The following is a 22,993-nucleotide window of genomic DNA, read 5'->3' as shown; positions in this document are numbered from 1 at the left end:
TTTCCAGCTGGTAATAGAGCAGTAGCTTTAGGGCCGCTTTTTTGGAATAACCGTAGACATTGCCCCTTCTATCAACTTTTTATCCGATTGCTTTTGCGTATACTGCCGGGCCCTGAATACAACTTCCGGGACAGACATGGAGCGCAATCGATAGTAGAACCATTTATACCGACTTAACATAGATAAAGTAAAAGCTACGGCAGATTAGAGATTCGGAAATGAACTAGATCAGTCCTGGCAGAAGGCCATTCATATCTATAATGATCGCATTGCTTCGGCCTTTCAGGTGGTCGGCCAAAACATCTTCTTTTAATGACTTTAATGACACCCAAACCAATCGGCCTCCCGATATAATTATTCGTTTTGCAACTCCTTCTTGTTGAGATGTGCTCTCATGTCCGGAGACGCAGTAAATTTCGGCGATCCTCAGATTGGGAAGTTTTGTAGAAAATGTGTGGTGTACTTTTAGAAGCAGATCTTCGTCATCGGTCACAAAAAAAACTGGCAATTCTTCTTTAAATGCCCTAAAAAATAGCTCTAATAGTGATTTAATAGGAGAAATTGCCAGCATGGCTTTGTCTGGTAAACAAGTTACCCGACCATACACTGAGACAAGCCAATCATAAGAGTTGAGTAATTCTTTGTAGACTTTTTTATCGTATAGCCTGGCCAGCGCCCAGGCATTTATAAACCTAAGGGGTTTAGGTTCTCTCTTCTGTGCAGCTTTGCAGATGGTAAGCAGGACCTGATCATAGTTCAAGCCGTTGGCAAACAACAGGTGTCGTCTCTTTCGAGCACTCTTTGTCAGACAAATAGCTTTGTCGGTTAGACAGATCATTTAAGTCCAGAGAAAAATCCAGTCTTGTCTACGATTCAGTCTATCTTAATCATAAACAAGCTTTTACTACCTTTTGCAGTACGCAATATATGTTATTTAGATATTTTATTCATATAAACATTGTTCAAATTTTTGAACAAAGGAGGTTTTAAGAACAGATGCAACGATCAGGTTCTATAAGGATTGAAGAATAAGAAGAAATTGCGGGGGTTATTGTACCCAAACGTTATCCAGCATCCCGGTGTCAGGACCGCCTTTGTAGTCGCCGCGAATCAATACCTTCTGTAGCGACTGTAGAACCTCCTGCACTTCTGCCTTAGTGGCTATGGTAGCGGAAGCATTCTTAAACCAGGGTCCTGTTTCATCGAGTTTAACGTAGTAGGTTGTCCAGGTTGGTCCTGGAGCATTTGCCGCAGAGTAGGTCAGCTGAATTTTATCGCCCTGAAGGATGATGGTGTTGCCTCTCTGATCAGCGGACGAAACTTTTATATCAAACATGAATGCTTTCCCATAACAAGAAGCCATTTTTTTTACCAGTTCGGCAGGAGCGGAAAAGAACCAAAGGCTGGGAGCATCATCAACCACAACCAGGCAGCCCCCCAAATTCCCCTTGTTCGAATCAAACTTTGGGTTTGTGACAGCACCAGTTATCGAGTTTCCTTCTACCCGCCAGTCTTGGGCACCATCATCAAAATTGTACATGATCGCATTTGGATTCAACCGCAGATATGAGTTACAGGCCCCTGGAAAGATCAGCAGTAGATAAACGATCTTTGTGCAGATCGTGCGAATAGGAACGATTGGAAAAAGCATTCTTGGTAGAACAGGCCTATCATTTTTGAGTAAATATACGGGAGTTGTACACGCGTATAGATAACTCATAGTCCATTTCAAAAATTCTTTACAGACCTATAATATCTGAATCGCTACTGAATTCTCTGCTGCCATCTTCAATTAAGGATGCGGCATATTCCTATAAAAAATAAGTATATCTATATTAAACTGCAATATTTTTATATAAAGATGCGACATCTTCATATAAAAACACGTCATCTTTAATTAAAGACGCAACAACTTTATATAACGATATAACGTTTTTATATAAAAACGCGGCATCTCTGTATATAAATACCACATCTTAATAAAAAGATGTCTCGTCTTAACACACCGGTGCTCACCTACATGGGCCGACTTCCCTCACTACGGCCTACCCCTATTTGTAACCCATTCACGCAGAGCAGGTAACATTTCTTCCATTCCAAAAAATATATCCCTAAAATGAGCAAATCCCTGTTACTTGCTTGTACACTTTACGTCATAAGTTCGCTTTAATTTTATTCTTTTATCCCACTCATTTATCACTATCAGTATGACTGCAGTAAAAATAACCACCGGATTCTCGACTTATCGAGACAAGGAGCTGGATCAGAAAGCCCAGTACGTTCTCGCCAGCCTGACCAACAATTCAAACTTCCCCAATCCCACTCCAACCCTGGCCGATTTACAGACAGCCGTTACGGATTACCAGCAGGCTCTGGTGAAAGCGGCAGGTGGAGCCCGGCAGGATACGCTCGAAAAAAACTTAAAACGGGAATCCCTGATTCGGATGCTGGACAAGCTGGCGGCTTATGTGCAGTTTATGGGCAAAGATAATGTAACCGCCCTGCAAAGCTCAGGTTTCGATCTGTCGAAACCCCGACGCCCGGTTGGCCCGCTGCCTAAGCCGGAAAACTTTAAAGTGGAGCCAGGTCCATCCGAAGGAACCATGCTGGTCAGTGTAGACGCTGTTCGTAACGCGAAAAGTTACCTTATCGAATACACATCGACCCCCGAAACGCCCACCAGCATCTGGACGCCCCTCGTCTCTTCCAAATCCGCTAACCTCCTCACCGGCCTCGAAAGCGGCAAACAGTACGTCTTCCGCGTCGCCGCCATCGGCAGCGATCCGACGAGGGTGTACTCGGATAAGATCAGCCGGTTCGTGGCCTAAATGTTGAATTTTGAATGCTGAATTTTGAATAGCTCCGCAATGCAGGAATGGGCGGAGCTATTCAAAATTCAACATTCAAAATTCAATCATTGTATTCTCCTCTGCTCCTCTTCGCTGCCGCTTTTCCGCTGGCGGACTTTGATCTTGCTGTTGCCGAAGTTCCAGGTGAAGGTCAGGCGGAGGGTGCGGCTTTCGCGGCGGTTGGTGAAACGCATGTGGGTCAGGGCGTTTTCAACTTCGCCACGGAATTTGTTGAGGAGCAAGGGGTCGGTGACGTTCAGGCGCAGGGTGCCCCGCTTGTTCCACAGGCTTTTCTGCGCGCCGAAATCAAACTGGCCGAAGCCGCGTCCGCGGAACATGCCGTCGGTGAAGGGGGTGTTGTAAAAGGCCGAGAGTTCGGCGGTGAGGCCGTGGGGCAGCACGAAGCTGTGGTTGGTCGTAAAGTTGGCCCCCAGTCCCCAGCGGTCGAGGCGCTCGCCCAGGTAGGTGGCGTTGTAGATGTTCGTCGATACGTCCACCGACTGCCGGGCATTCCACCAGCTCGTGATCGTCAGCGGGAATTGCAGGCTCAGGTTGTAGTTGTGCACGAGGCCGAGGTTGACGGTCGTCTGCCGCATCTGCTCGCCCAGCTGTTCCAGCCCCTGCGTGATGACGTCGGTGGTGCGGTTGTAGCTGAGGCTGACGGTCGATTCGCCCTTATAGGTATAAGCCAGTTCGAAGGCGTTGGTGTACTGCGGTTTCAGAAATGGGTTGCCCTCGCGGTAGGTGTACACGTCCATGACGTAGATGAACGGGTTCAGGTCGAAATAGCTGGGCCGGTCGATGCGGCGGCTGTACGAATACCGAAGCTGGTGGTCCTTGCCGAGGTTGCGCGTCACGAACAGGCTCGGGAAGAGGTTCACGTACTGCCGGTCCACGATCCGGTTCATCGTGATCGAATTGCCCCGGGAGTCGGTCGCTTCCAGGCGCAGACCGGCCTGCACCGTCCACGGGCCGAGGGTCCGGTTGCCGTTGACGTAGGCGGCGTGGATGGTTTCGTCGTAGATGAAGTGGTTCGAGCGGCGGGGGTCGCCCGTCCAGCCTCCGGCATTTTGATTTTCAAACAGGACGTTGTTGTCGGTGGTGACGTAGCTGCTTTTCCAGCCCGCTTCCAGTTTGGCGTCCTTGCCAAAGGGGTGAACGTAATCGAGTTTGGCGGCGCGGACGGTCACTTCCGAGGGGGACGTATTGCGCTGGAGCAGCGGCTGGCCCACCGGCTCTCCTCCGGCGCTGTATTGCCGGGTGGTCATGAGGTCGTAGGGATCGATGTTCACGCGGGAATAGTCGGCGTCGAGGGTGAGTTCCCGCGGTCCGCCGACCCGGCCGGTGCTGTCGAACTGATGCCGGAAGTTGACGTTGGCGACGAAGCGTTCGGTATTCCGGCTGGAGGTATTGATGAAGGTGGTGCTGCTCTGAAGCGTTCCCTGTGGACTGTAGACCAGGTTGGAGTTGTTGATCTGCGCCCGGTTGTCGGCCAGCGTCCCGTTGACCATCAGTCCCAGCGAAGTGCGGCTACCGAATGCGTAATCCGCCCCGGCCTTGAAGACATGGCTCCGGGCCTCATTGGGCCGGTAGCCGAGGTTACGGACGGTAAAGGTCGTGTCGGTACCTTTGCCGAGCCAGCGCAGGACGTCGATGCTGCCCCAGCCTTTGCGGAAATCGTAATTATAGCTGCCAAACAGGCTCAGGTTGCCGGAACGGTGGTTCAGGGTCAGGCCCGTGGTGGCTTTGGGATAACGCCCGTAGCCGCCGCCCAGGGTGAACGAGCCATTCGTCCCGCCGGGCGTGTTGTTGCGTTTGAGGCGAATGTTGATGATGCCCGAGTTGCCCGCCGCGTCGTATCTGGACGAGGGCTTGGTGATGAGTTCGATGCTCTGGACGCTGCTGCTGGGCGTGTTGCGGAGCAGGTTCATCACTTCGGCGGCGGAGAGGTAGCTTGGTTTGCCGTCGATCATCACCAGCACGCCCTGCTGGCCTTTCAGCTTCAGCACGTCGTTCTGCTGATCGACCACCACGCCGGGGGCTTTTTCCAGCACTTCCAGAGCCGTCCCGCCCGTCGCCACAATGCTGTTTTCGACGTTCACGACGGTTTTATCGGGATGCTGTTCGATGAACGGTTTTTTGGCCGTAACCTTCACTTCGCCCAGCGTCCGGGACTCCTGCGCTACCGTCAGCACAGGTACGGTATAGCCGGGTTTTTCGGCGGTGAGCGTAAACGGTTCGGAGAACGTCTTCCGGTAACCGACGAGCGTCGCCGCGATGCGGTACTGTCCGGCCCCTACCCCGTCGATGCGATAGACTCCGGCCGCGTCGCTGACCTCTCCTTTTACGAGCGTGGAGTCGGTGGCGCGGACGAGCAGCAGCGTGGCGAATTCGAGGGGGCCTCCGGCGGCGTCTTTCACCTCCCCGGAAACGGTCCCGCCGGGCGTCTGCGCGAGGGCAGCGGACAGCAGGCCGAAAAAGAGGGCGGTCATTCCCGCCCGGCGCGAAGCGTACAGCTTGTTCATTCGTCTTTGTTGTTTTTGATGGGACAAAGTTGCGAATGATGGCAGCGCAGGGCAATCGCATAAAGATGTGAAAAAGGGAAGGAAAGGGACGAGGGGGAGGAACAGAGCGGGGAAGAAATTCTTTGATAAACTTTGATGTCCTTTGATAAACTTTGCGAAATAACCCTTTCCACTCTTTCTTTCACCCCATGAAACACCTTATCCTACTCCTCCTTTCCTTCCCTGCCCTTGCCCAAAAGCCTGTCGAGGCGGTGACGCAGGCGGAGCGGGCGTTTGCGCAGATGGCCCTCGACAAAGGAGCCAAAGCCGCTTTTCTGGCCTACATGGCGGACTCGGCCATTATGTACGTCAACGGTAAGCCGGTGCTGGCCCGGCCGCTGTACGAAAACCGCCCCGACAATCCGGCGAAACTGATCTGGGGTCCGGCTTTTGTCCGGGTGACGGCCGTCGGCGATATGGGCATCTCGACCGGACCGTGGACCATCGAGGCCGAAGGCAGGCGGGTCGCCTTCGGCAGTTTCTTCACCGTCTGGGAGCGGCAGGCCGACGGGGAGTACAAATTTGCCACCGACGTCGGCGTTTCGCATCCGCAGCCTGAAGGCCCTATTCCTCCGAAGACCGCCCTGTATATGTGGCTGCAAAAAGGAACCCGGCGCATCACCCCCTCCCAACTGATGGAACTGGATGCGGCCTTCGGCCGGACCATCGAAAAGAAAGGGGCGGAGAAAACCTATAACGCCGTATTGACCCAAACACGCTTTCTACGGGAAGGTAAAGCACCGGGCTACCTGACCGGGGCGATGGTGAAAACGGAAGCCTACCGGTTCACGCCCCAGGGCGGCCGGGTCGCGGCGGGCGGCGGCATGGGCTTCGTGTACGGAACCTATACCGGCGCGCAGAACGGCAGCTACCTCCGCGTCTGGACGCAGGAAGGCAAAGAAGACTGGAAACTCGCGGGAGAAGTGCTGTCGCCGAGTCGGAAAGATTGAATTTTGAATGATCGATTGATAGATTGAGCGGTCCACCGCCGCGGTAATGGTTGAATGATTGAATTACCGAATAAGTGAGTGACTGAATGACTAAGCGGTCCGCCGCCGCTATGACTGAGACTGGCGCACTGCAGAGCTTGGGGCCTTTTTGTTAATCACCTTTGCGTAGCGACCGGACCGGGACAACGATGTTCGGTCGCTACGCGACGGAAAGAGACAATGCCAACGGCTCGTTCCTATCAACATTGGGTCGCTACGCGACGAGAGCAGTCCGTTCATTCAAAATTCAATCATTCACTCACTCACCGCAACGGACCGCTCATTCAACCTATCAGTCATTCAGTCATTCGGTCACTCAATCATTCAAAATTCAGTCACTCATTATTCCTCCCCGCCGCCTCATCCGTCAAAACGGTTAGCTTAGACTGCGTGAGGCTGGATTCGCTGTTTCGGCCCCGGACGAGGACCGACCCGACGCCGCCGGGCGCGGGCAGGGCGCCGTTGACCAGCGTCAGGATATCGGTGCTCAGGCCGGGGAACAACCCGTGGAACATCGCGGCCAGTTTGGCAGGCAGGGAAATAATGACTTCCGCTTTGCCGTACCGGCCCGCTTCGATGATCTCACGGGCGCAGTGTTCGGCGCTCACGGACAGGAATGGCATCGAATCCCCGATCTTGAACCAGGCGTATTCCTTTTCGTTCTGTCCTTTGAAAAAGGCGTTCAGCGGACTGCCGGTGCGGATAAGGCCCGGGCAGACCGTGGTGACGTAAACCCCATCTTTGGCCACCTCCGCCCGGAGTCCTTCCGAGAAACCGACCAGCGTAAATTTACCCGTCACGTACGGAAGCAGGTGCGGCACGGGCACTTTCCCGCCAAAAGACGCTACGTTGACGATCCGACCCGAACGGCGTTCGCGCATCTCGGGCAGCACGGCGTTGATGGTGTGGTAACAGGCCCAGAAATGCAGGTTCAGCGATTCCTGAAAATCCGCTTCCGTCATGTGTTCGTAGGGAGCCACGGCGATGGTGCCCGCGTTGTTGATCAGCAGGTCGATGGGCCCAAACTCTTCCCGGGTGGCCGCCATGAACGCTTCGGCGTCTTCTTTTTTCGTAATGTCACAAGGGAAGGTGAACACGGCGTTGGTGCGACTCAGCAGGTCCTCTTCGGCCCGTTCCAGCTCTTCTCCATCGCGGGCGCAGATGGCCACGCGGGCTCCTTCTTCGGCCAGCAGCCGGGCCATCACCAGCCCAAGTCCGCGGGAGCCGCCGGTGATAGCGACGGTTTTGCCCCGAAAATCCATCTTTCTTTTCTGTTGGGCCAGCATGCGGGCGGTCCAGACGACCCCGGCTCCGGCCAGCGCCCATAGCCAGGCGCTGTTTCTGCTTGGTGTGCTCATCGGTTCTCTTTTTTCAGACAACCGCCGGGAGGGCCGGGCTGTTTTGCCGGATCGCCCGCCAACCGCTTTGAGGCCAAGAGTTTTCCTGCTGTACCGCCAACGCCCTGCCCTTTCTGTGGGCTTCGTGAACCGGCCTGTCCCCATTCCTTTTTACATCCGGGAAAATACCTGCTTTTTTCCGGGATCGGCCCCGCATGTCTGACAACCACTTTGTCCGATTACAGCATAAATATTTTCCCATACGATCCATAGTCTTACATTTTATACTTAATTGGGGAACTTCTGTAATATTTTATACAATACAGCATCAAATTGAAACCTGTTTTGTAGCTTTTGAGTGTTTTCTAAGAAAAACTGCTTAAAAACTAAACCACATGTACTTTAACTAACCTACTGTTTCATGAAGCAACTTTTACTTCTCCTGACGGGGTTGTGGCTGGTGCCAGCGCTCCTGTTCGGACAGACCCGAAGCATCTCGGGAAAAGTCTCCTCCGCCGAAGACAATGCCGTGCTGCCGGGTGTCTCGGTGACCGTGAAAGGCAGCACAATGGGGGTCATTACCGGACCTGACGGTGCCTACCAGCTCACGGCCCCGCCCGACGCGAAAACGCTCATTTTTTCTTCGATTGGCTTTCAGGCCCAGGAGGTTTCCATCGATAACCGCAGCAGCATCAGCATCGTCCTGAAGGCCGACACCCGTCAGCTTTCGGAAGTGGTGGTGACCGCCGTGGGGATTGCCCGGGAGAAGAAGGCCCTGGGGTATTCCGTCTCGACCATCAGCAGTTCGAAGCTCTCCCAGATTTCGGAGCCGGACCCGCTGCGTTCGTTATCGGGCAAAGTGGCCGGGGTAAATATCCAGGGCGCAGGCGGCGCCGCCGGGGGGGGTACCAACATCACCATCCGGGGAAACTCCTCGCTGTCGAATAACAACCAGCCGCTGTTCGTCGTGGACGGGGTGCCTTTCGACAACTCGACCTTCAACACCGACGGCGGCTATTCGGGCGGGGCGACCTTCACCAACCGCGCCTTTGACCTCGACCCCAACAACATCGAATCCATGACGGTGCTGAAAGGTGCCGCCGCCGCTGCCCTCTACGGCTCGCGGGCCGCCAACGGGGCCATCATCATCACGACCAAGAACGGGAAGAAAAAAACCAAAAAAGGTCTGGAGATTGCCTACAGCACGTCTTATTCGCAGGAAACCATCGCCGGTCGGCCGGAATTCCAGACGACGTACGGACAGGGCACCGAGTGGGATACCCGCTACGGCGTATTCGGTTCGTGGGGGGCTCCGTACACCGCCTTCGACTCCACCCTGCACCCGCTGGGCGTTCGCTTCCCGGCCGTGTTTCCGGAACTGGTGGGCAAACGGGTGAAATACCAGTCCTTCGCCCAGCAGAACTACGACAATTTTTACGAAAAAGGTTTTGTCTACGAAAACGCCCTGAGCCTTTCGGGCGGCAGCGAAAAGGGCAGCATCACGGCCGGCTTCTCGCGCACGTCGAACAAAGGCATTGTGCCGTTCAACAACATCAACCGGACGAGCTTCAACATCGGCGGAAACGCGCAGCTGGATAACGGGTTCTACATCAACGGCTCGATGAACTACGTGAACACCAGCCAGGTGTCGCCGCAGCTGACGGCCTCCAACGGCAGCGGTCCCTCGGCCATCGAAATCCTGCCCTGGACGCCCAGCAGCTACGACCTGACCAACTACCCCTACGCCAACCCCCAGACGGGCGGCAGCGTGTACGACCGCGCCGGGATCGACAACCCGTACTGGTCGGTCAACAATAGCCCCTTCACCAGCAAGGTAGACCGCTATTTCGGCAAATTCACGCTCGGCTACGACCCGCTGGAATGGCTGAACGTGCAGTATACGGCCGGTTTCAACGCTTATACGGACCGGCGCCGCAGCGTGAACGGCCGGGGCGGCGAGCTTTTCCCGAACGGCAACATCACCGACGACAACATCTACCGCCAGGAACTCGACGGCAACCTGCTCGTCACGGCCAACAAGGACTTCGGCGACGACTGGAACCTGCGGGCCATTGTGGGCCAGAACATCAACCAGCGGATGACCGACCGGCAAGTGGTGTTTGGCGACGGCATCATTGTCCCGGGCATCAACGACCTCGACAACACGCGGACGCAGCTCACCAACGGCGGCAACCTGACCAAGCAGCGGTTTGTGGCCTTCTTCGGCGACTTCTCGCTTTCGTACCGGAACTTCGCGTTCTTCAACGTGGTGGCGCGAAACGACATCTCCTCTACCCTGCCGAAAGGCAACCGGAGTTACTTCTATTCGGGAGCCAACGGTTCGCTCATTTTCACGGATATGCTGAAAATGAACTCGCCGCTGCTGTCTTTCGGCAAAGTGCGCGTGGGGTACACGGTCGTCGGAAACGAGGCCAGCGCGTACCAGACGCAGACGCTGTTCAACATCAACCCGAGCTTCTCCAGCCCGGCCGCCATCGACAATGCCGCACCGTTCAACGGAGTCAACGTGATGACGCAGAGCAACCGCCTCGGCAGCGCTACCCTCCAGCCTGAATTCATCCGCGAGTTTGAGGCCGGTACGGAACTGCGGTTCCTCAACAACCGCGTCGGGCTGGACATGACGTACTACCGCAAGATCAGTACGGCCCAGATTTTCACCGTAGACGTAGCGCCTTCGTCGGGCTATACCTCCCGCGTCGTGAACCTCGGTAAGGTGAAAAACGAAGGGATTGAAATTGGCCTCGACGCCACGCCGGTCCAGCTTCCCAACGGCTTCAAATGGAACGTGTACGCGGCCTTCACGCGGAACCGCAACCTGGTGATGGACCTCGGCGGCCCCTCCGAACTCACCTACAGCAACGTGACGACGACGATGGGCAGCATCCACGTGGTGGGTCAGCCGTACGGACAGATTCGCGGCGAATACTATGTGCGGGATAACGAAGGCAATCTGCTGATCAACCCGCTGACGGGCAAGGCCATTCTGGCCGACCGACAGGGACCGGTGGGGAACCCGAACCCGGACTTTACGCTGGGTCTGACCAACACGCTGAGTTACAAAGGACTGACCTTCAACTTCCTGGTAGACTGGAAACAGGGCGGCGATCTGCTCTCGGTTTCGGTCGCCGAAATGCTGAGCCGGGGCGTAACCCGCGACAACGAAGACCGCAATCAGGTGCTGGTGCCTCCCGGTGTGCTGGGCGACCCCAACACCAAGCAGCCCATCCTGACGGCCGACGGCAAGAAGCAGCCGAACAACATTCCCATCTCGGTGAACGAGTTCTACTTCGGTACGGGCGCCTTCGCGGGCAGCCAGGGAACGGCCGACGAATTCCGGGTCTGGGACGCGACGGTCTTCCGCCTGCGCGAGGTATCGCTGGGCTATCAGCTTCCGGCGAACTGGCTCCGCAAGACGCCGTTCGGTTCGATGTCGCTCTCGCTCAGCGGCCGTAACCTGTGGTACAAGGCCCCCAACTTCCCGAAATACATGAATTTCGACCCGGAAGTGAACTCCCTCGGCGTAGGCAACGCCCAGGGCTTCGACCTCGTCGCCATCCCGACGACGCGGCGGATCGGGGTTAACTTCAGAGTTACCTTTTAAAATGATTGAATGTTGACTGATTGAATGACTGAATTGCTCTGCCTGTCTTTCAATAATCAATCATTCAACATTCTAAATTCAGTCATTCCTTTCGTAGATATGAAAAAGATACTATCGCTCTGCGCTGCTCTTTCCCTCGCTGTTGTGACGAGCAGCTGCAATGACTTTCTAGATATAAATGTCGATCCGAACACGCCTTCGCAGCCGGTACTGGACCTGCTGCTGCCGGCGACGCAGGTATCGATGGGCGTCCAGATCGGTGGCTCGGCACTTAACCGGATTTCGACGGTCGTCGTGCAGCATGCCACCCAGAACCTGGCGAGCCGCTTTGACTTCAACGGGGCCACGTTCCAGACGGCCTGGAACAACCTCTACGCCGAGGCGCTCAAGGACATTGATCTGGTGATCAAACAGGGCACCGAACGGAACCAGTGGGGCTATGTCGGCATCGCCAAGCTCGAAAAGGCGTACATCTACAGCATCATGGTCGATCTGTGGGGCGATGTGCCCTTTACGGAAGCGTCGGCCGGCGACGCCAACCTGAACCCGAAGTTTGACAAGGGCGAAGATGTCTACAAGGCCGTGTTTGCGCTCATCGACGAGGGCATTACGGACCTGAACAAAACGCCGTATATCTCGCCGGGCAATGCCGACGTGCTGTACCGGGGCGACCGGACGCTCTGGATTCGGATGGCCAACAGCCTGAAGCTGAAACTGCTGAACCAGATTCGGCTGGTGCCCGCCGAGCGCGACCGGGTGATCCGGGACATCAACGCCCTGATTGCGGGCAACAACCTGATTTCGACCAACGCCCAGGACTTTACGTTCCGCTTTGGAACGACCGAAACGCCGCAGAACCGGCACCCGGTCCACATCAGCGAATACCGCGCGACGAAAGACTTCTGGATGGACCAGGGCTTCATGGAGCGGCTGTACAACACCGACGATCCGCGCCTGCGCTATTATGTCTACCGGCAGACCAACAACGCCGGGGTGAACTTCACCCGGACCAGCAACGGCTACGGCGGCCGCTTTACCGGCGACCCGACGGGCGCTCCGGCCGACAACGCCGTGCGGGCCACGTTCGGCATTTATCCCTACGGCGGGCTGTACGACAACAACCCGATCACGGGCCTGCCGACGACGAACCAGTTCCTGACCAATGCGGGTACCAACAGCCCGGCCGCCCACCGCGTGGTAGCCACCACCGACGGGTCCGGCGCGGGAATTTTCCCGATGATCACCAACGCCATGGTGAACTTCATCCTGGCCGAAGCCGCTCTGACACTGGGAACGCAGGGAAATGCCCGGACGTACCTCCAGAACGCCATCACGGCTCATCTGAACAGCGTCAACAGCTTTGTGACCTCGGCGGGCAACTCGGGAACGCCCCTGTCGGCGGCGACCATCACGGCGTTTGTCAACAACCGCCTCGCCCAGTTCGACGCCGCGGATAATGCCGGAAAGCTGCAACTGGTGATGACCGAAAAGTACATTGCTCTGTTCGGCAACGGCATCGAGTCGTACAACGATTACCGCCGCACCGGCCTGCCGGCGCTGATGGCCCCGATTTCGCCGCTGAACCCGTTCCCGCTGCGGTTTACATACTCCCTGCGCGAACTGACGACCAACAGCAACGCCCCGGCGCAGAATGCCCTGACCAAACCGGTGTTCTGGGATTTGTAGAAAACGTTTATCGTGTCACGGCCGGAATGGAACGGGCACTGCCCAGCCACCGCAAACGGTAAACTTTACTTTTAAAACGAAAGACAATGAAACGGACGATACTTTACCTTTTTTCTCTCCTGACCTGGCTGTATCTCGATGCCTGCCAGACCAAAGACCCGGTGCTGCCCGCCGCCAACGGAGCGGTAGCCGTTGCCAAGGTGAACACCGACAAGGCTTATTTCGACGTCAATAATCTGGCGAATGCCGAGTTTGAGTTTGAACTGCGCGGCGAAGACTTCGGCCGGAATGTGCCCGTTAAAGCCATCGAACTCTGGGTGGGCCTCAATGCGCCCCGCGTCACGCTGACGTCGTCCATGACGGCCTGCGGCAACGGGGTCGGCTGCCTGTATCCGGGTGCTGCGCTGGCCCCACTGCCGAGCCGCCTGGTGGCCTCCGACAAACTGCTTCGGACGGTAACGACCCTGCCGTCGGTGGTGAACATCAAGGCTTCGGAAATGGCCACGGTGGCCGGGTCCAGCCTGTCGGCCCTGCGCCTGAACGACACCTTCCTGGTTAAATTTGTGGTGCAGACGCAGGATGGCCGCCGGTTTGATGCGTTCCACGACGGGATTTGTGACGAAACCCGCGGCCAGGTGGGCGACTGCCGGCTGGTGATTCGGGTGGATAACAAAAAAGCGTTGTACCAACCGTTGAAGTAAGGCTTTATTTCTCGCAGATTTACGGAGATTTCAGACGCAGATTCGCGGTTCGCCGTTGCGACGCTGATTTGAGGCGCAGATTTATTCTGTGGCAATCCGCGCCTCAAATCAGCGTCGCAACGGCGAACCGTGAATCTGCGAGAACTTTTTATTCCCTTTCTATGAAAAGCATTCATTACGTCTTAACCTCCCTCCTGACCGCCGCGGTATCGGCTTCCGCCGTTGCCCAGACCGCTCCGACCAAAGAACAACAGACCGTACTGGCCGGGCTCGACAAACAGGCCACCCGTTACGGCGACATGTCGAAGCAAATCTGGGACTGGGCCGAAGTGGGCTACCAGGAGGTCAAAAGCTCGGCGCTGCTGCAGGAAGAACTGAAAAAAGAAGGCTTCGCGGTGCAGTCCGGCGTAGCGGGCATTCCGACCGCTTTTGTGGCAACCTTCGGCAGCGGCAAACCGGTGATCGGCATTCTGGCGGAGTACGACGCTCTGCCCGGTATCACGCAGGACGCCACGCCGGAGCGCAAACCGCTGGAGGCTAAAAAAGCCGGTCACGCCTGCGGGCACCACCTGTTCGGCGTCGGGTCGATGGCCTCGGCCATTGCGCTCAAAAACTGGCTGGCGCAGTCGGGCAAAAGCGGCACCATCAAACTGTACGGCACCCCGGCTGAAGAAGGCGGTTCGGGCAAAGTATACATGGTTCGGGAAGGTCTCTTTACCGGCACGGATGTCGTGATGCACTGGCACCCCGGCGACCGCAACAGCGCCGACCCTTCCACTTCCCTCGCCAACATCACCGGCAAATTCCGGTTCCGGGGGATTTCGGCCCATGCCGCGGCAGCTCCCGAGCGCGGCCGTTCGGCCCTCGATGGCGTGGAGGCGATGAACTACATGGTCAACATGATGCGCGAACACATTCCGTCGGATACGCGCGTTCACTACGTCATCACCCGCGGCGGCGAAGCTCCAAACGTGGTGCCCGATTTTGCGGAAGTGTATTATTATGCCCGTCACAAAAATCGGGACGTGGTTCGCGATGTGTGGCAGCGCATCAACAAAGCGGCGGAAGGCGCGGCGATGGGCACCGGCACCAACGTTGAGGTGGAAGTGATCGGCGGGGTGTTCAACCTGCTGCCGGTCGAAACGCTGGCGAAGGTCATGTACAAGAATCTGAGCCTGGTCGGCGGCGTCACCTACACGCCGGAAGAACAGGCTTTTGCCGACAAGATCAGCGAGTCGTTCGGCACGATGTTCGGCGCTATTGCCAAGCCCGGCGACGCGGCCAAGGTCAAGGCTTTCTCGCAGAACGATCCTATCTCCGGCGGTTCTACGGACGTGGGCGACGTGAGCTGGGCCGTCCCGACGGTGGGTCTGAGTGCGGCCACCTGGGTTCCCGGCACGGCGGCGCACAGCTGGCAGGCCGTCGCGGCGGGCGGCACCTCCATCGGCCGCAAAGGCATGATGGTCGCCGCCAAAACGCTCACCCTGACGGGCATGGAGCTGTTTTCCAACCCCAAACTCATCGAGCAGGCCCGCACCGACTGGGAAACCGTCCGCGGCAAAGACTTCCGGTACGAAGCCCTCCTCGGCAACCGCAAACCCGCGCTGGACTATCGGAAATGATTGAATGACTGAATGACTGATTTGCTCCGCAAACTCAAACCCAGCGGAGCAAATCAGTCATTCAATCATTCAGTCATTCCCTCACTACTCTGAACGTCTCTTTTCTCCCCTCATTCGATACGGTCAGGACATATACACCTGGAGGGAAAGGGGTCAGGTCTACGTATTCTTCCAGATTTCCTCCTTTCAGCAGCAGGGAGCGGGTCAGGATGGTGCGGCCGCTGGCATCGGCAAGGTGGAGGGAAGCTGTCTCGCCTTTCAGGGTGGTCGCTTGCAGTTGCAGCCGCCCGGCCGTGGGGTTCGGGAAAGCGCGGACCTGCACGGGCAGGACGGGTTCCAAACCGGTGATTTTCGCCACAGTTATCATTACCGTACCGCTCGCAGTGCCCTGGCCACACTGGGCATTTCCGACGTAGGTCAACCGGAAAGAGGTCGTCGAATCTGCCTGGTGCATCAACGTAAAAGGGCTTGAACTAACGCTATAAGGCATGTTTCCCTTACTCCCGCGCAGGACGATGTACCACGGCGCCCTGCCAGTCAGGGTGACGGTAAGCTGTACCATCTCACTATATTGCACCGAAGCCGAGCCTGTCAGAACCCCTGTCACGGCCGGATGAATGAGAAAAGGAGTATTGGTTGTGGATCCCACCACCGCCGGTCGGCTGCTCACCGTTCGCAGCCGATACCCGGTTCCGGGCCGGGTCGAAGCCGGAATCGTTGCCGTCAGGTCCGGTCCTTTTCCTTCGGTTACAAGTGGCCGAAAATTCCCACCGGTCGAATCGGACAGCTCCACTGTAAAGACATTGGTCGAATCGAACGTCCCCGTCGTATTCACATTCAGGGCTATTTTCATGCCGGCACAGATACCGCTCGGGTAAAAGGGAGATGGGGTGGTTATGGTGTTGGCAGCAGGGGGCAGCACGGTGACCACCGACTCGCCGCTGAACGTTCCGGCTCCACACGGATTGGCGACAGAGGTAATTCGGTACGTTCGGCTTTCGGAAGGACGTACCTCGAAAATGGCCGGCGAAGACGTTAACGTGATCGACGTGCCGTCGTTAAGAATAACCACCACGGGAAAAGCCCCCTGGGCATGAATGGCCAGACCCGTCGACTGACCGGCATACAGGCTGGCTCCCCCGACAAGTTGGGCCTGAACCCTGCCTCCTACCGTCACGTAGGTCAGGCGGGCCTGATATGCCGGAGCCGAGGCTTCGACGTGCAGGGTGTAGGAACCTTCGGCAATCGTCCCGGGCAAGGTGAAGGCAGCGGTGCTGGATAAGTCCTTCGTGCTGCCGAGGGCAATTCGATTCTCCAGCGGGTTAGCCGGGACCAGGTAAAAGGAGAACGTGTTCGACGCGTCGAACGTGCCCACCGACCGGTAGCGCAGGGTGACCCTGGAGCCGGCGCAAAGAACCTCCTTATCGATTGAAAGCAGCGTCACGGCCGGTTTAAAGCCAACCGCAACCTGCCCGGTACCTGTTCCGAAACCACAGGCATTCGATACCGACACCACTTTATACGTCTGGCTCTGTTCGGGTCTTACCATCCAGCTATCATTGTCGTAACCTACCGTTCGAATACTGCCGTCACTGAATACCATCCGGTACGGTGCCCCTCCTGTCAGGCGCGCAAGCAGCGTGGCCGAACCTTCCGCACCCAGTTGAATGGCATTGCTGCCGTTGTCGAGACTAAGCTCAGCGGTGGGCGGGTGCATGAGTGCCAGGTAGGTGTGCCCGGAGCTCATCAGGGCTGTCGTCCCGACCACCGTGGAAGAGCCGGTCACCCCGATCACGCGCAGATTAATGGACGTTGCCGTCAGGTTTGCTGGTATCGTTACGGTAACCGGGCTGCCTGTTCCGGAACTGGGGAGGTCCTCCCAACCCTGGTTATCCTGCCCGTACTGCACTTTAAATAGGGTACCGGCCGGGACCTCACCCCGAATCGAAAAAGGCACCTGAAGCTGCTGACCGGCACAAAGTCGCGCCGGAACGGTTCCTGTTCGGATGCCGTAGGGCAGCACCGTCACCTGGATACTGTTTTTCCCGGTGCCAATGCCGCACTGTCCCGTGATGGACTTGACGCTGTAGGTTACGCTTTCGGTCGGATACCGATACACCTGATAGGCAGAATACAGAACATCGCGGAAACCGTCCATAAACTCAATGGTGCCGTAGGACTGGGTGTTGGTAGACAGCCACAGACTAATCGCCTGCCCGGCAACCATCGTCACCCCGTTTTCCGTACGCTCATAGTCACCGTCCTGTACTGCTGCCGACAGGGTGAACTGGGGGTTCGGTTCGGCAACGGTCATTTCGTATTCATTGCTTCTGAGGGACGGATTGGTCGATACGATCCGGACCCGGTAGGTGCCGGGCTGCGGCGGCAGGGTGACATCCAGCGCTCCGGCGTTCCGGCTGGAGGCCAGAAACGTTCCCAGATAGCTGCCGGACGGCGTCGAGATTTCCGCTTTAAATTCGTTATCGGGCCCGTAACTACCCGTCGCCATGAAAACAAGCCGCTCGGCCGCACCCGGACACACCCGGTAGGAAGGCGGCCGGAGCACGATGCTCTGAACCGCCGGATTCCGGACGGTGACCCAAAAGCTGTTTCTGCTATTATCCACCGTTCCAACTCCGCAGGCGTTGGAAATGGAAGTAACCGAATAAGACGTAGTTTGGGAAACCAGAACGTTGACCGAGGCAAATGAGTCGCCGCTGCTATAATTGGGCACCTGATAGACTGACCCGTCCGAGAGCGTGAACGTATAGGCCATTCCTCCTGTCACGATATAGTTCAGTCTTGCCACCTGCGGAGACTCAAGGGTTACATCATTTGACGTCAGACTAATGGATGGGGGCCTGCGGACGGTGATTCCCTTTCGATAAATGGGCCCCGTTCCGGTATTGCCAAAACCGGCCGCCAGGTACATATGCCCGGCGGGTGTTCCGGCCGCAACCCGGAACAGAAAGCTTTTTGGCGTTACGGACAGCAGTTCCAGCCTGCCATGGCCATACAGGGGCTCGTTGGAATAGCCGTAGCCCATTTCGGCATACATCGGGCCGGCGGCCTCTCCGGCCGGTCCAGCGGTATAATACGCCGTTACGGTCTGGCCCGCGCATACCGCCGCGACGGAAACAGAATCGATCCGAACGCCCGGCCGAACCACGACACTAACGTTCCCGGTGCCGCTTCCGGTGCCGCATTCGCTGACCACCGAGCGAATGGCGTACGTCGTGGTTTTCTGAGGACTTAGGTCGATCTGGTAAGGATGCCCCTCGTACCGTCCGGCCGGGATGCGCACCGTCGAGCCGTCCGTAAAGGTAACATTCATGGGGCCTTTGCCGGTCAGTTCGGCATCCAGCCGGGCCGTTTGTCCATAGCGAATTTCCGCCGACCCAAACAACCGGACGACCGGCGGCCGTCCGATGGTAACGGTTCCTGCACCGCTATAGTCCGGCGACTGGAAAGCAGCCTCCACCCCGGCACTGTCAGAGCGGACTTTCAGGCCGTAGGTTCCCACTTCTATGGAGTCAGAAACCGCCAGTTCGAGCGGACTGACAGAGCCCTGAAGCGGAAAGGTCTGTACGCGATTATTCTCGGTGTTGGTAAGCTCGACCACAAAGCGGGTATCGGTCGGTAAGGGGTCCTGCGAAGCAAAATGGATGAGCAGTTTACTCCCCAGACAGACATGGTCTGCCGACAGGGCGGTTACCTGAAAACCCGTGCGGTTTACCCTGACGGTCGTGCTGCCGGCCTTAACGGTTCCCAGCCCGCAGGCATTCTGGACGGACGCAAGGGTGTAGGTCGTCGACGCTGCCGGGGTTACGGTCAGTTCATTGTCCCCATAGTGCGATGATTTAACATGGCGCGAACTGTCGCTCAGCAGTAAGGTATGCGGCCCGACGCCCTCGAGTTTCACGTAGAGCGACACCCGGTCGTAGGGGTTAATCAGGCGGCCGCCGGTGCTGTTGCCGGTCAGTTCGGCCGTGGAGGCGGTCGTCAGCACGATGGATTGGGTTTCGTAACTAAAGACCTGGGGATTGGTGGAAGCGATCCGGAACCGATAGCTCGAAGTGCCATTGTCCGCCTCTGGTAACGTGACCGTTGCCGGACCGGCGGTGAAGGACTCCGGCAAATCGGTGAATGGGCCGTAATCTTTGGACACCTGTACTTTGAAGACGTTATTTTCCCGAAAACTTCCGGCCGCTGCGAAGCGGAAGGTTTTTTGGGTGCCGCCACAAAACACCGAACCGCTGATGTTATCCATGGAAATAAACTGGGCCTGCACCGGTCCGGCCAGCAAGAGCAATACACCCAGGAAACAGTTCCACCAAATCAAAAAACTCCGCATAAACAGCAAGTACAGGTTACGGAGTAGGATAGCTGCAAAAGAAGTGCTAGACCTATCAACAAAAAGAAGATTTTGCCGGCTTAGTCCATCTTTTGACTAACCAGCTGAAAGTCTTCGCCTTACCCACCGCTCTCTTTACCTGCCCGGCTTTTTCCGGTAATCCCGCGGACTCCCCCCCGTCACCCGCCGGAAGATCCGGTTGAAGTAGGACAGGCTTTCGAAGCCGCATTCGAAGCAGACTTCGGTGACGGTCTGGCCGAGCAGCAGGCGGCGTTTGGCTTCGCGGATGCGGTACTGGTTGACAAACTCGGTGAAGGTCATCCGGGTCATTTTTTTGAAATAGCGGCAAAAGGCTTCCGGCGTAAGGCTGGTCAGGTCGGCCAGTTCGGCGATGGTCATCTGCCGCTGGTAATGCTGGTCCAGAAACGCGTAAACCTGCCGGATCCGCTGCTGGTCGCGGCGGTTGTAAACGGGCTCGACGGGCCGGGAATGCAGCAACTCCGCCTCGTCGGAAACGGCCAGCAGCTGGAAAATAGCGAGCAGTTCCATCAGCTGCCGAAAGTGCGTCAGGCCGGGCAGCGCCGAAAGCCGTTCGCCTGCTTCCTGCCGGGTCTTCCCCCGAAAAGCCACCCCATGCCGCGCCCGCTCAAAGAGCCCGGCGATATCCGACAGTTCCGGCATCTGCCCAAAACTACCGCTCATAAAATCCTCCCTCATCTGCACCACCACTTTCCGGTAATCCGTCCGGACGCCGTAATCAAAATTCAGGTGGGGAATGTGCGGACCGATCAGCACCAGATCACTGCCCTCATACCGCGACATATGCTCGCCCACGTGCCGGGGGCCGCTGGCATTTTCGATGTAAACAATCTCAAATTCAGGGTGAAAATGCCAGTAATAGAAGTCGTTGAGGTGCGGCGTGAGCAGCAGCCGGAACGAACTGTTGGCGTCCGGACGAATTTCCTCCAGTTGCAGCTTCATAAATCCAGTTGAACAGAACTATGCAGCAAGCTAACTTATTTCCAAAAAAAGATCAATATTGTTCAACAACTGGCTAGAATTGAGGTAGAAGCGGGGCGGGTGCGGGGCGTAGCTTTGTCCTTATCAACCGACCCTCGCTATGCAGACCATGAACCCAACGATGGTGCCCGACAATGCGCACCTCGACATTCCCGGTAATCCGTCCACGGCCATCAGCAGCCCCCTTAAACTGAACGACCGGTCCAACGGCGTTCCCCTGCGCGTGCTGTCCGAAGAAGATTGGAACTTCTGGATCGAAAACGGCTACATCGTCGTCAAAGGAGCCGTGCCCCGCGAGCAGGCCGAGCGACTGGCCGCTTTCCTGTGGGAATTCGAAGAAAAAGACCCGGCCGACCCCGGCACCTGGTACGCCCCGCCCCGCGCCGAAATGAAAATGAAGGAACTCACCAACAGCGGTATGGTGGAAGTCTACAACCACCAGTATCTCTGGGATAACCGGCAGACGCAGCGGGTGTACGATGCCTTCGTGGACATCTGGGGCACCGAAAAACTCTGGGTGACCATCGACCGCGCCAACCTGAACCTGCCCATGCGGCCCGGCTTTGAATTCAAGGGCTTTATCCACTGGGATTATGACCCCGAAACCCGTCCGCAAAACGTGCAGGGTGTGCTGGCGCTGGCCGACCAGACCGACGAAAACATGGGCGGCTTTCAGTGCGTCCCCGAGTTGTACCGCACCTACGACACCTGGAAACTGACCCAGCCCGCCGACCGTGACCATTTCAAACCGGACGTGACGGGCTTTGAGATCGTAAAGGTGAAAATGGAAGCGGGCGATCTGCTGATCTTCAACAGCACGCTGGCGCACGGCATCCGGCCCAACCATTCGGGCGATAAAGTGCGACTGGCGCAGTACATTTCGATGATGCCCGCCCAGGAAGACAACGCGGCGCTGCGGCAGTGGCGCATCGACTCCTGGCGCGAACGCCGCGCGCCCGAAGGCTACGCGTTCCCCGGCGACCCGCGCGGCTGGGAACAGACCCGTTATGCGACCGCCGAACTTTCGCCGCTCGGCCGGAAGCTGCTCGGGCTGGACTCGTGGGAGTAATGTACCGACGGGCTTTAGCCCGTCTGATCTATAGCCTGCCGGTGCGGTAAGCAAGTCAGACGGGCTAAAGCCCGCCGGTACATATTGGTTACTCTACCAAAAACGCGTCCATGGCTTTGGTCGGGCGGCCGTCGTTGCCCCAGGCGCTCAGGGGGTATTTGCTCCAGCTCCGGGCACCCTGCGGTTCCCAGTAGATGACGCCGAGACCTTTGCCGCTGGGCAGGGCGCGGACCTTCCTCTGGACGGCGACCAGCATGTCGTAGGTGTTCTGGACTTTGGTATCTTCGCCGCCCACTTCCACGACCATCACCTCTTTGCCGTAGTCCTGAATCAGCGCCCGCATGTTCGCGTCCAGATCGTTGATGGATAAGGTGTAATCCGGGTTTCCTTTCAGCCAGTAGGGGTAGTACGACAGGCCGATGACGTCGTATTTCGCCCCGTGTGCCCGGGCGTTGTCGAACCAGGTTTTGAACCGTTCGCGGTTGTTGCCCTGGTCCAGGTGCAGAATCACTTTGGAAGCAGGACTGACGGCCTTGATAGCGTCGTAGCCCCTGTTGATGAGCTGCGCCAGCTGCGGCCAGTTGGCCGTACTGCCTTCGGGGTAGATCATGCCGCCGGGCGTTTCGTTGCCGACCTGCACCCATTCGGGCGTGATACCGGCGACCTTCAGGGCCGTCATCACGTCGTGCGTATACGTGTAGACATCGTTCAGCAGGGTCGGGAAGTCGTGGCCCTGCCAGGCGGCCGGTTTCACCTGTTTGCCGGGATCGGCCCAGCTGTCGCTGTAGTGGAAGTTGAGCATCACCCGCATGCCCCACTTCTGGGCGCGGACGGCAAGGGCAACGGTTTCCTCCTTGCTGCAGTGACCGCTAGCCGGGTCGTTGGACGGATTCACCCACGTCCGCAGGCGAACGGTATTGATGCCGTGGTCTTTCAGAATCTGGAAACAATCCTGCTGTACGCCCTGGTCGTTGTAGAACCGGTAGCCGGTGGCTTCCATCTGCGGAAGCCAGCCGATGTCGGCACCCTTCACAAAATCCGGAGTACGGGTACGCTGCTGGGTCGAAACAGAGGGAGCCTGCCGGGTACATCCCGGCATAAAAAAGCTGAGCCCAACACTCAGCGCAAGTAAACGGATAGCTGCTTTCATGGTCCGCAAAGATACGAACGAAACCGACTG

Annotated in this window: 14 protein-coding genes; 7 read left to right on the top strand and 7 right to left on the bottom strand. The window is 57.2% G+C overall.

Annotation, left to right across the window (positions count from 1 at the left end; genetic code table 11):
* Positions 1 to 223 precede the first annotated feature (223 nt).
* Together ORG26_RS19875 and ORG26_RS19870 are read right to left on the bottom strand one after the other, a co-directional pair.
* Complete coding sequence (locus ORG26_RS19875) at positions 224 to 775, bottom strand: WecB/TagA/CpsF family glycosyltransferase (protein ID WP_266364899.1); 552 nt, start codon at positions 773 to 775, stop codon at positions 224 to 226.
* A 273-nt stretch (positions 776 to 1,048) separates the two neighbouring features.
* Positions 1,049 to 1,651, bottom strand: a complete 603-nt coding sequence (locus ORG26_RS19870) for a laminin B domain-containing protein (protein ID WP_266364897.1) — start codon at positions 1,649 to 1,651, stop codon at positions 1,049 to 1,051.
* A gap of 556 nt (positions 1,652 to 2,207) precedes the next feature.
* Here ORG26_RS19870 and ORG26_RS19865 point away from each other — a divergent pair.
* Positions 2,208 to 2,828: a fibronectin type III domain-containing protein gene (locus ORG26_RS19865; protein WP_266364895.1), complete on the top strand. Its 621-nt coding sequence runs from the start codon at positions 2,208 to 2,210 to the stop codon at positions 2,826 to 2,828.
* An 86-nt stretch (positions 2,829 to 2,914) separates the two neighbouring features.
* On the opposite strand, the gene ORG26_RS19860 is transcribed toward ORG26_RS19865, so the two are convergent.
* Complete coding sequence (locus ORG26_RS19860; RefSeq protein ID WP_266364893.1) at positions 2,915 to 5,374, bottom strand: TonB dependent receptor; 2,460 nt, start codon at positions 5,372 to 5,374, stop codon at positions 2,915 to 2,917.
* Between the two features lie 188 nt (positions 5,375 to 5,562).
* Between ORG26_RS19860 and ORG26_RS19855 the strand changes: the two genes are divergently transcribed.
* The gene (locus ORG26_RS19855) at positions 5,563 to 6,363 is read left to right on the top strand and encodes a YybH family protein (protein WP_266364891.1); all 801 of its coding nucleotides are present in this window, start codon (positions 5,563 to 5,565) and stop codon (positions 6,361 to 6,363) included.
* A gap of 374 nt (positions 6,364 to 6,737) precedes the next feature.
* Here ORG26_RS19855 and ORG26_RS19850 read toward each other — a convergent pair whose 3' ends face one another.
* On the bottom strand, positions 6,738 to 7,760 hold the full coding sequence (locus ORG26_RS19850) for an SDR family NAD(P)-dependent oxidoreductase (RefSeq protein WP_266364889.1): 1,023 nt from the start codon (positions 7,758 to 7,760) through the stop codon (positions 6,738 to 6,740).
* 400 nt (positions 7,761 to 8,160) lie between these two features.
* Here ORG26_RS19850 and ORG26_RS19845 point away from each other — a divergent pair, with 400 nt between their 5' ends.
* The 4 genes from ORG26_RS19845 (at position 8,161) to ORG26_RS19830 (ending at position 15,370) form a co-directional block, all read left to right on the top strand.
* Positions 8,161 to 11,361: a SusC/RagA family TonB-linked outer membrane protein gene (locus ORG26_RS19845; protein ID WP_266364887.1), complete on the top strand. Its 3,201-nt coding sequence runs from the start codon at positions 8,161 to 8,163 to the stop codon at positions 11,359 to 11,361.
* A gap of 99 nt (positions 11,362 to 11,460) precedes the next feature.
* The gene (locus tag ORG26_RS19840) at positions 11,461 to 13,047 is read left to right on the top strand and encodes a SusD/RagB family nutrient-binding outer membrane lipoprotein (protein ID WP_266364885.1); all 1,587 of its coding nucleotides are present in this window, start codon (positions 11,461 to 11,463) and stop codon (positions 13,045 to 13,047) included.
* An 86-nt stretch (positions 13,048 to 13,133) separates the two neighbouring features.
* Positions 13,134 to 13,748, top strand: a complete 615-nt coding sequence (locus ORG26_RS19835; protein WP_266364883.1) for a hypothetical protein — start codon at positions 13,134 to 13,136, stop codon at positions 13,746 to 13,748.
* Between the two features lie 161 nt (positions 13,749 to 13,909).
* Positions 13,910 to 15,370 (top strand): amidohydrolase, encoded by a 1,461-nt coding sequence (locus ORG26_RS19830; protein WP_266364881.1) that lies wholly within the window; start codon positions 13,910 to 13,912, stop codon positions 15,368 to 15,370.
* A gap of 73 nt (positions 15,371 to 15,443) precedes the next feature.
* Here ORG26_RS19830 and ORG26_RS19825 read toward each other — a convergent pair whose 3' ends face one another.
* Together ORG26_RS19825 and ORG26_RS19820 are read right to left on the bottom strand one after the other, a co-directional pair.
* On the bottom strand, positions 15,444 to 19,724 hold the full coding sequence (locus ORG26_RS19825) for a T9SS type A sorting domain-containing protein (protein ID WP_266364879.1): 4,281 nt from the start codon (positions 19,722 to 19,724) through the stop codon (positions 15,444 to 15,446).
* Positions 19,725 to 19,859: 135 nt separating this feature from the next.
* Positions 19,860 to 20,705, bottom strand: coding sequence for a helix-turn-helix domain-containing protein (locus ORG26_RS19820; protein WP_266364878.1), 846 nt, complete (start codon positions 20,703 to 20,705; stop codon positions 19,860 to 19,862).
* 148 nt (positions 20,706 to 20,853) lie between these two features.
* Between ORG26_RS19820 and ORG26_RS19815 the strand changes: the two genes are divergently transcribed.
* Positions 20,854 to 21,813 (top strand): phytanoyl-CoA dioxygenase family protein, encoded by a 960-nt coding sequence (locus ORG26_RS19815; RefSeq protein WP_266369445.1) that lies wholly within the window; start codon positions 20,854 to 20,856, stop codon positions 21,811 to 21,813.
* An 88-nt stretch (positions 21,814 to 21,901) separates the two neighbouring features.
* On the opposite strand, the gene ORG26_RS19810 is transcribed toward ORG26_RS19815, so the two are convergent.
* Positions 21,902 to 22,963, bottom strand: a complete 1,062-nt coding sequence (locus ORG26_RS19810; RefSeq protein WP_266364876.1) for a glycoside hydrolase family 53 protein — start codon at positions 22,961 to 22,963, stop codon at positions 21,902 to 21,904.
* Positions 22,964 to 22,993 lie beyond the last annotated feature (30 nt).

This window comes from Tellurirhabdus rosea, from assembly GCF_026278345.1.
Taxonomy (GTDB): domain Bacteria; phylum Bacteroidota; class Bacteroidia; order Cytophagales; family Spirosomataceae; genus Tellurirhabdus; species Tellurirhabdus rosea.
Note: the sequence above shows the minus strand (reverse complement) of the source record. Positions and strands in the feature narration are given on the sequence as shown.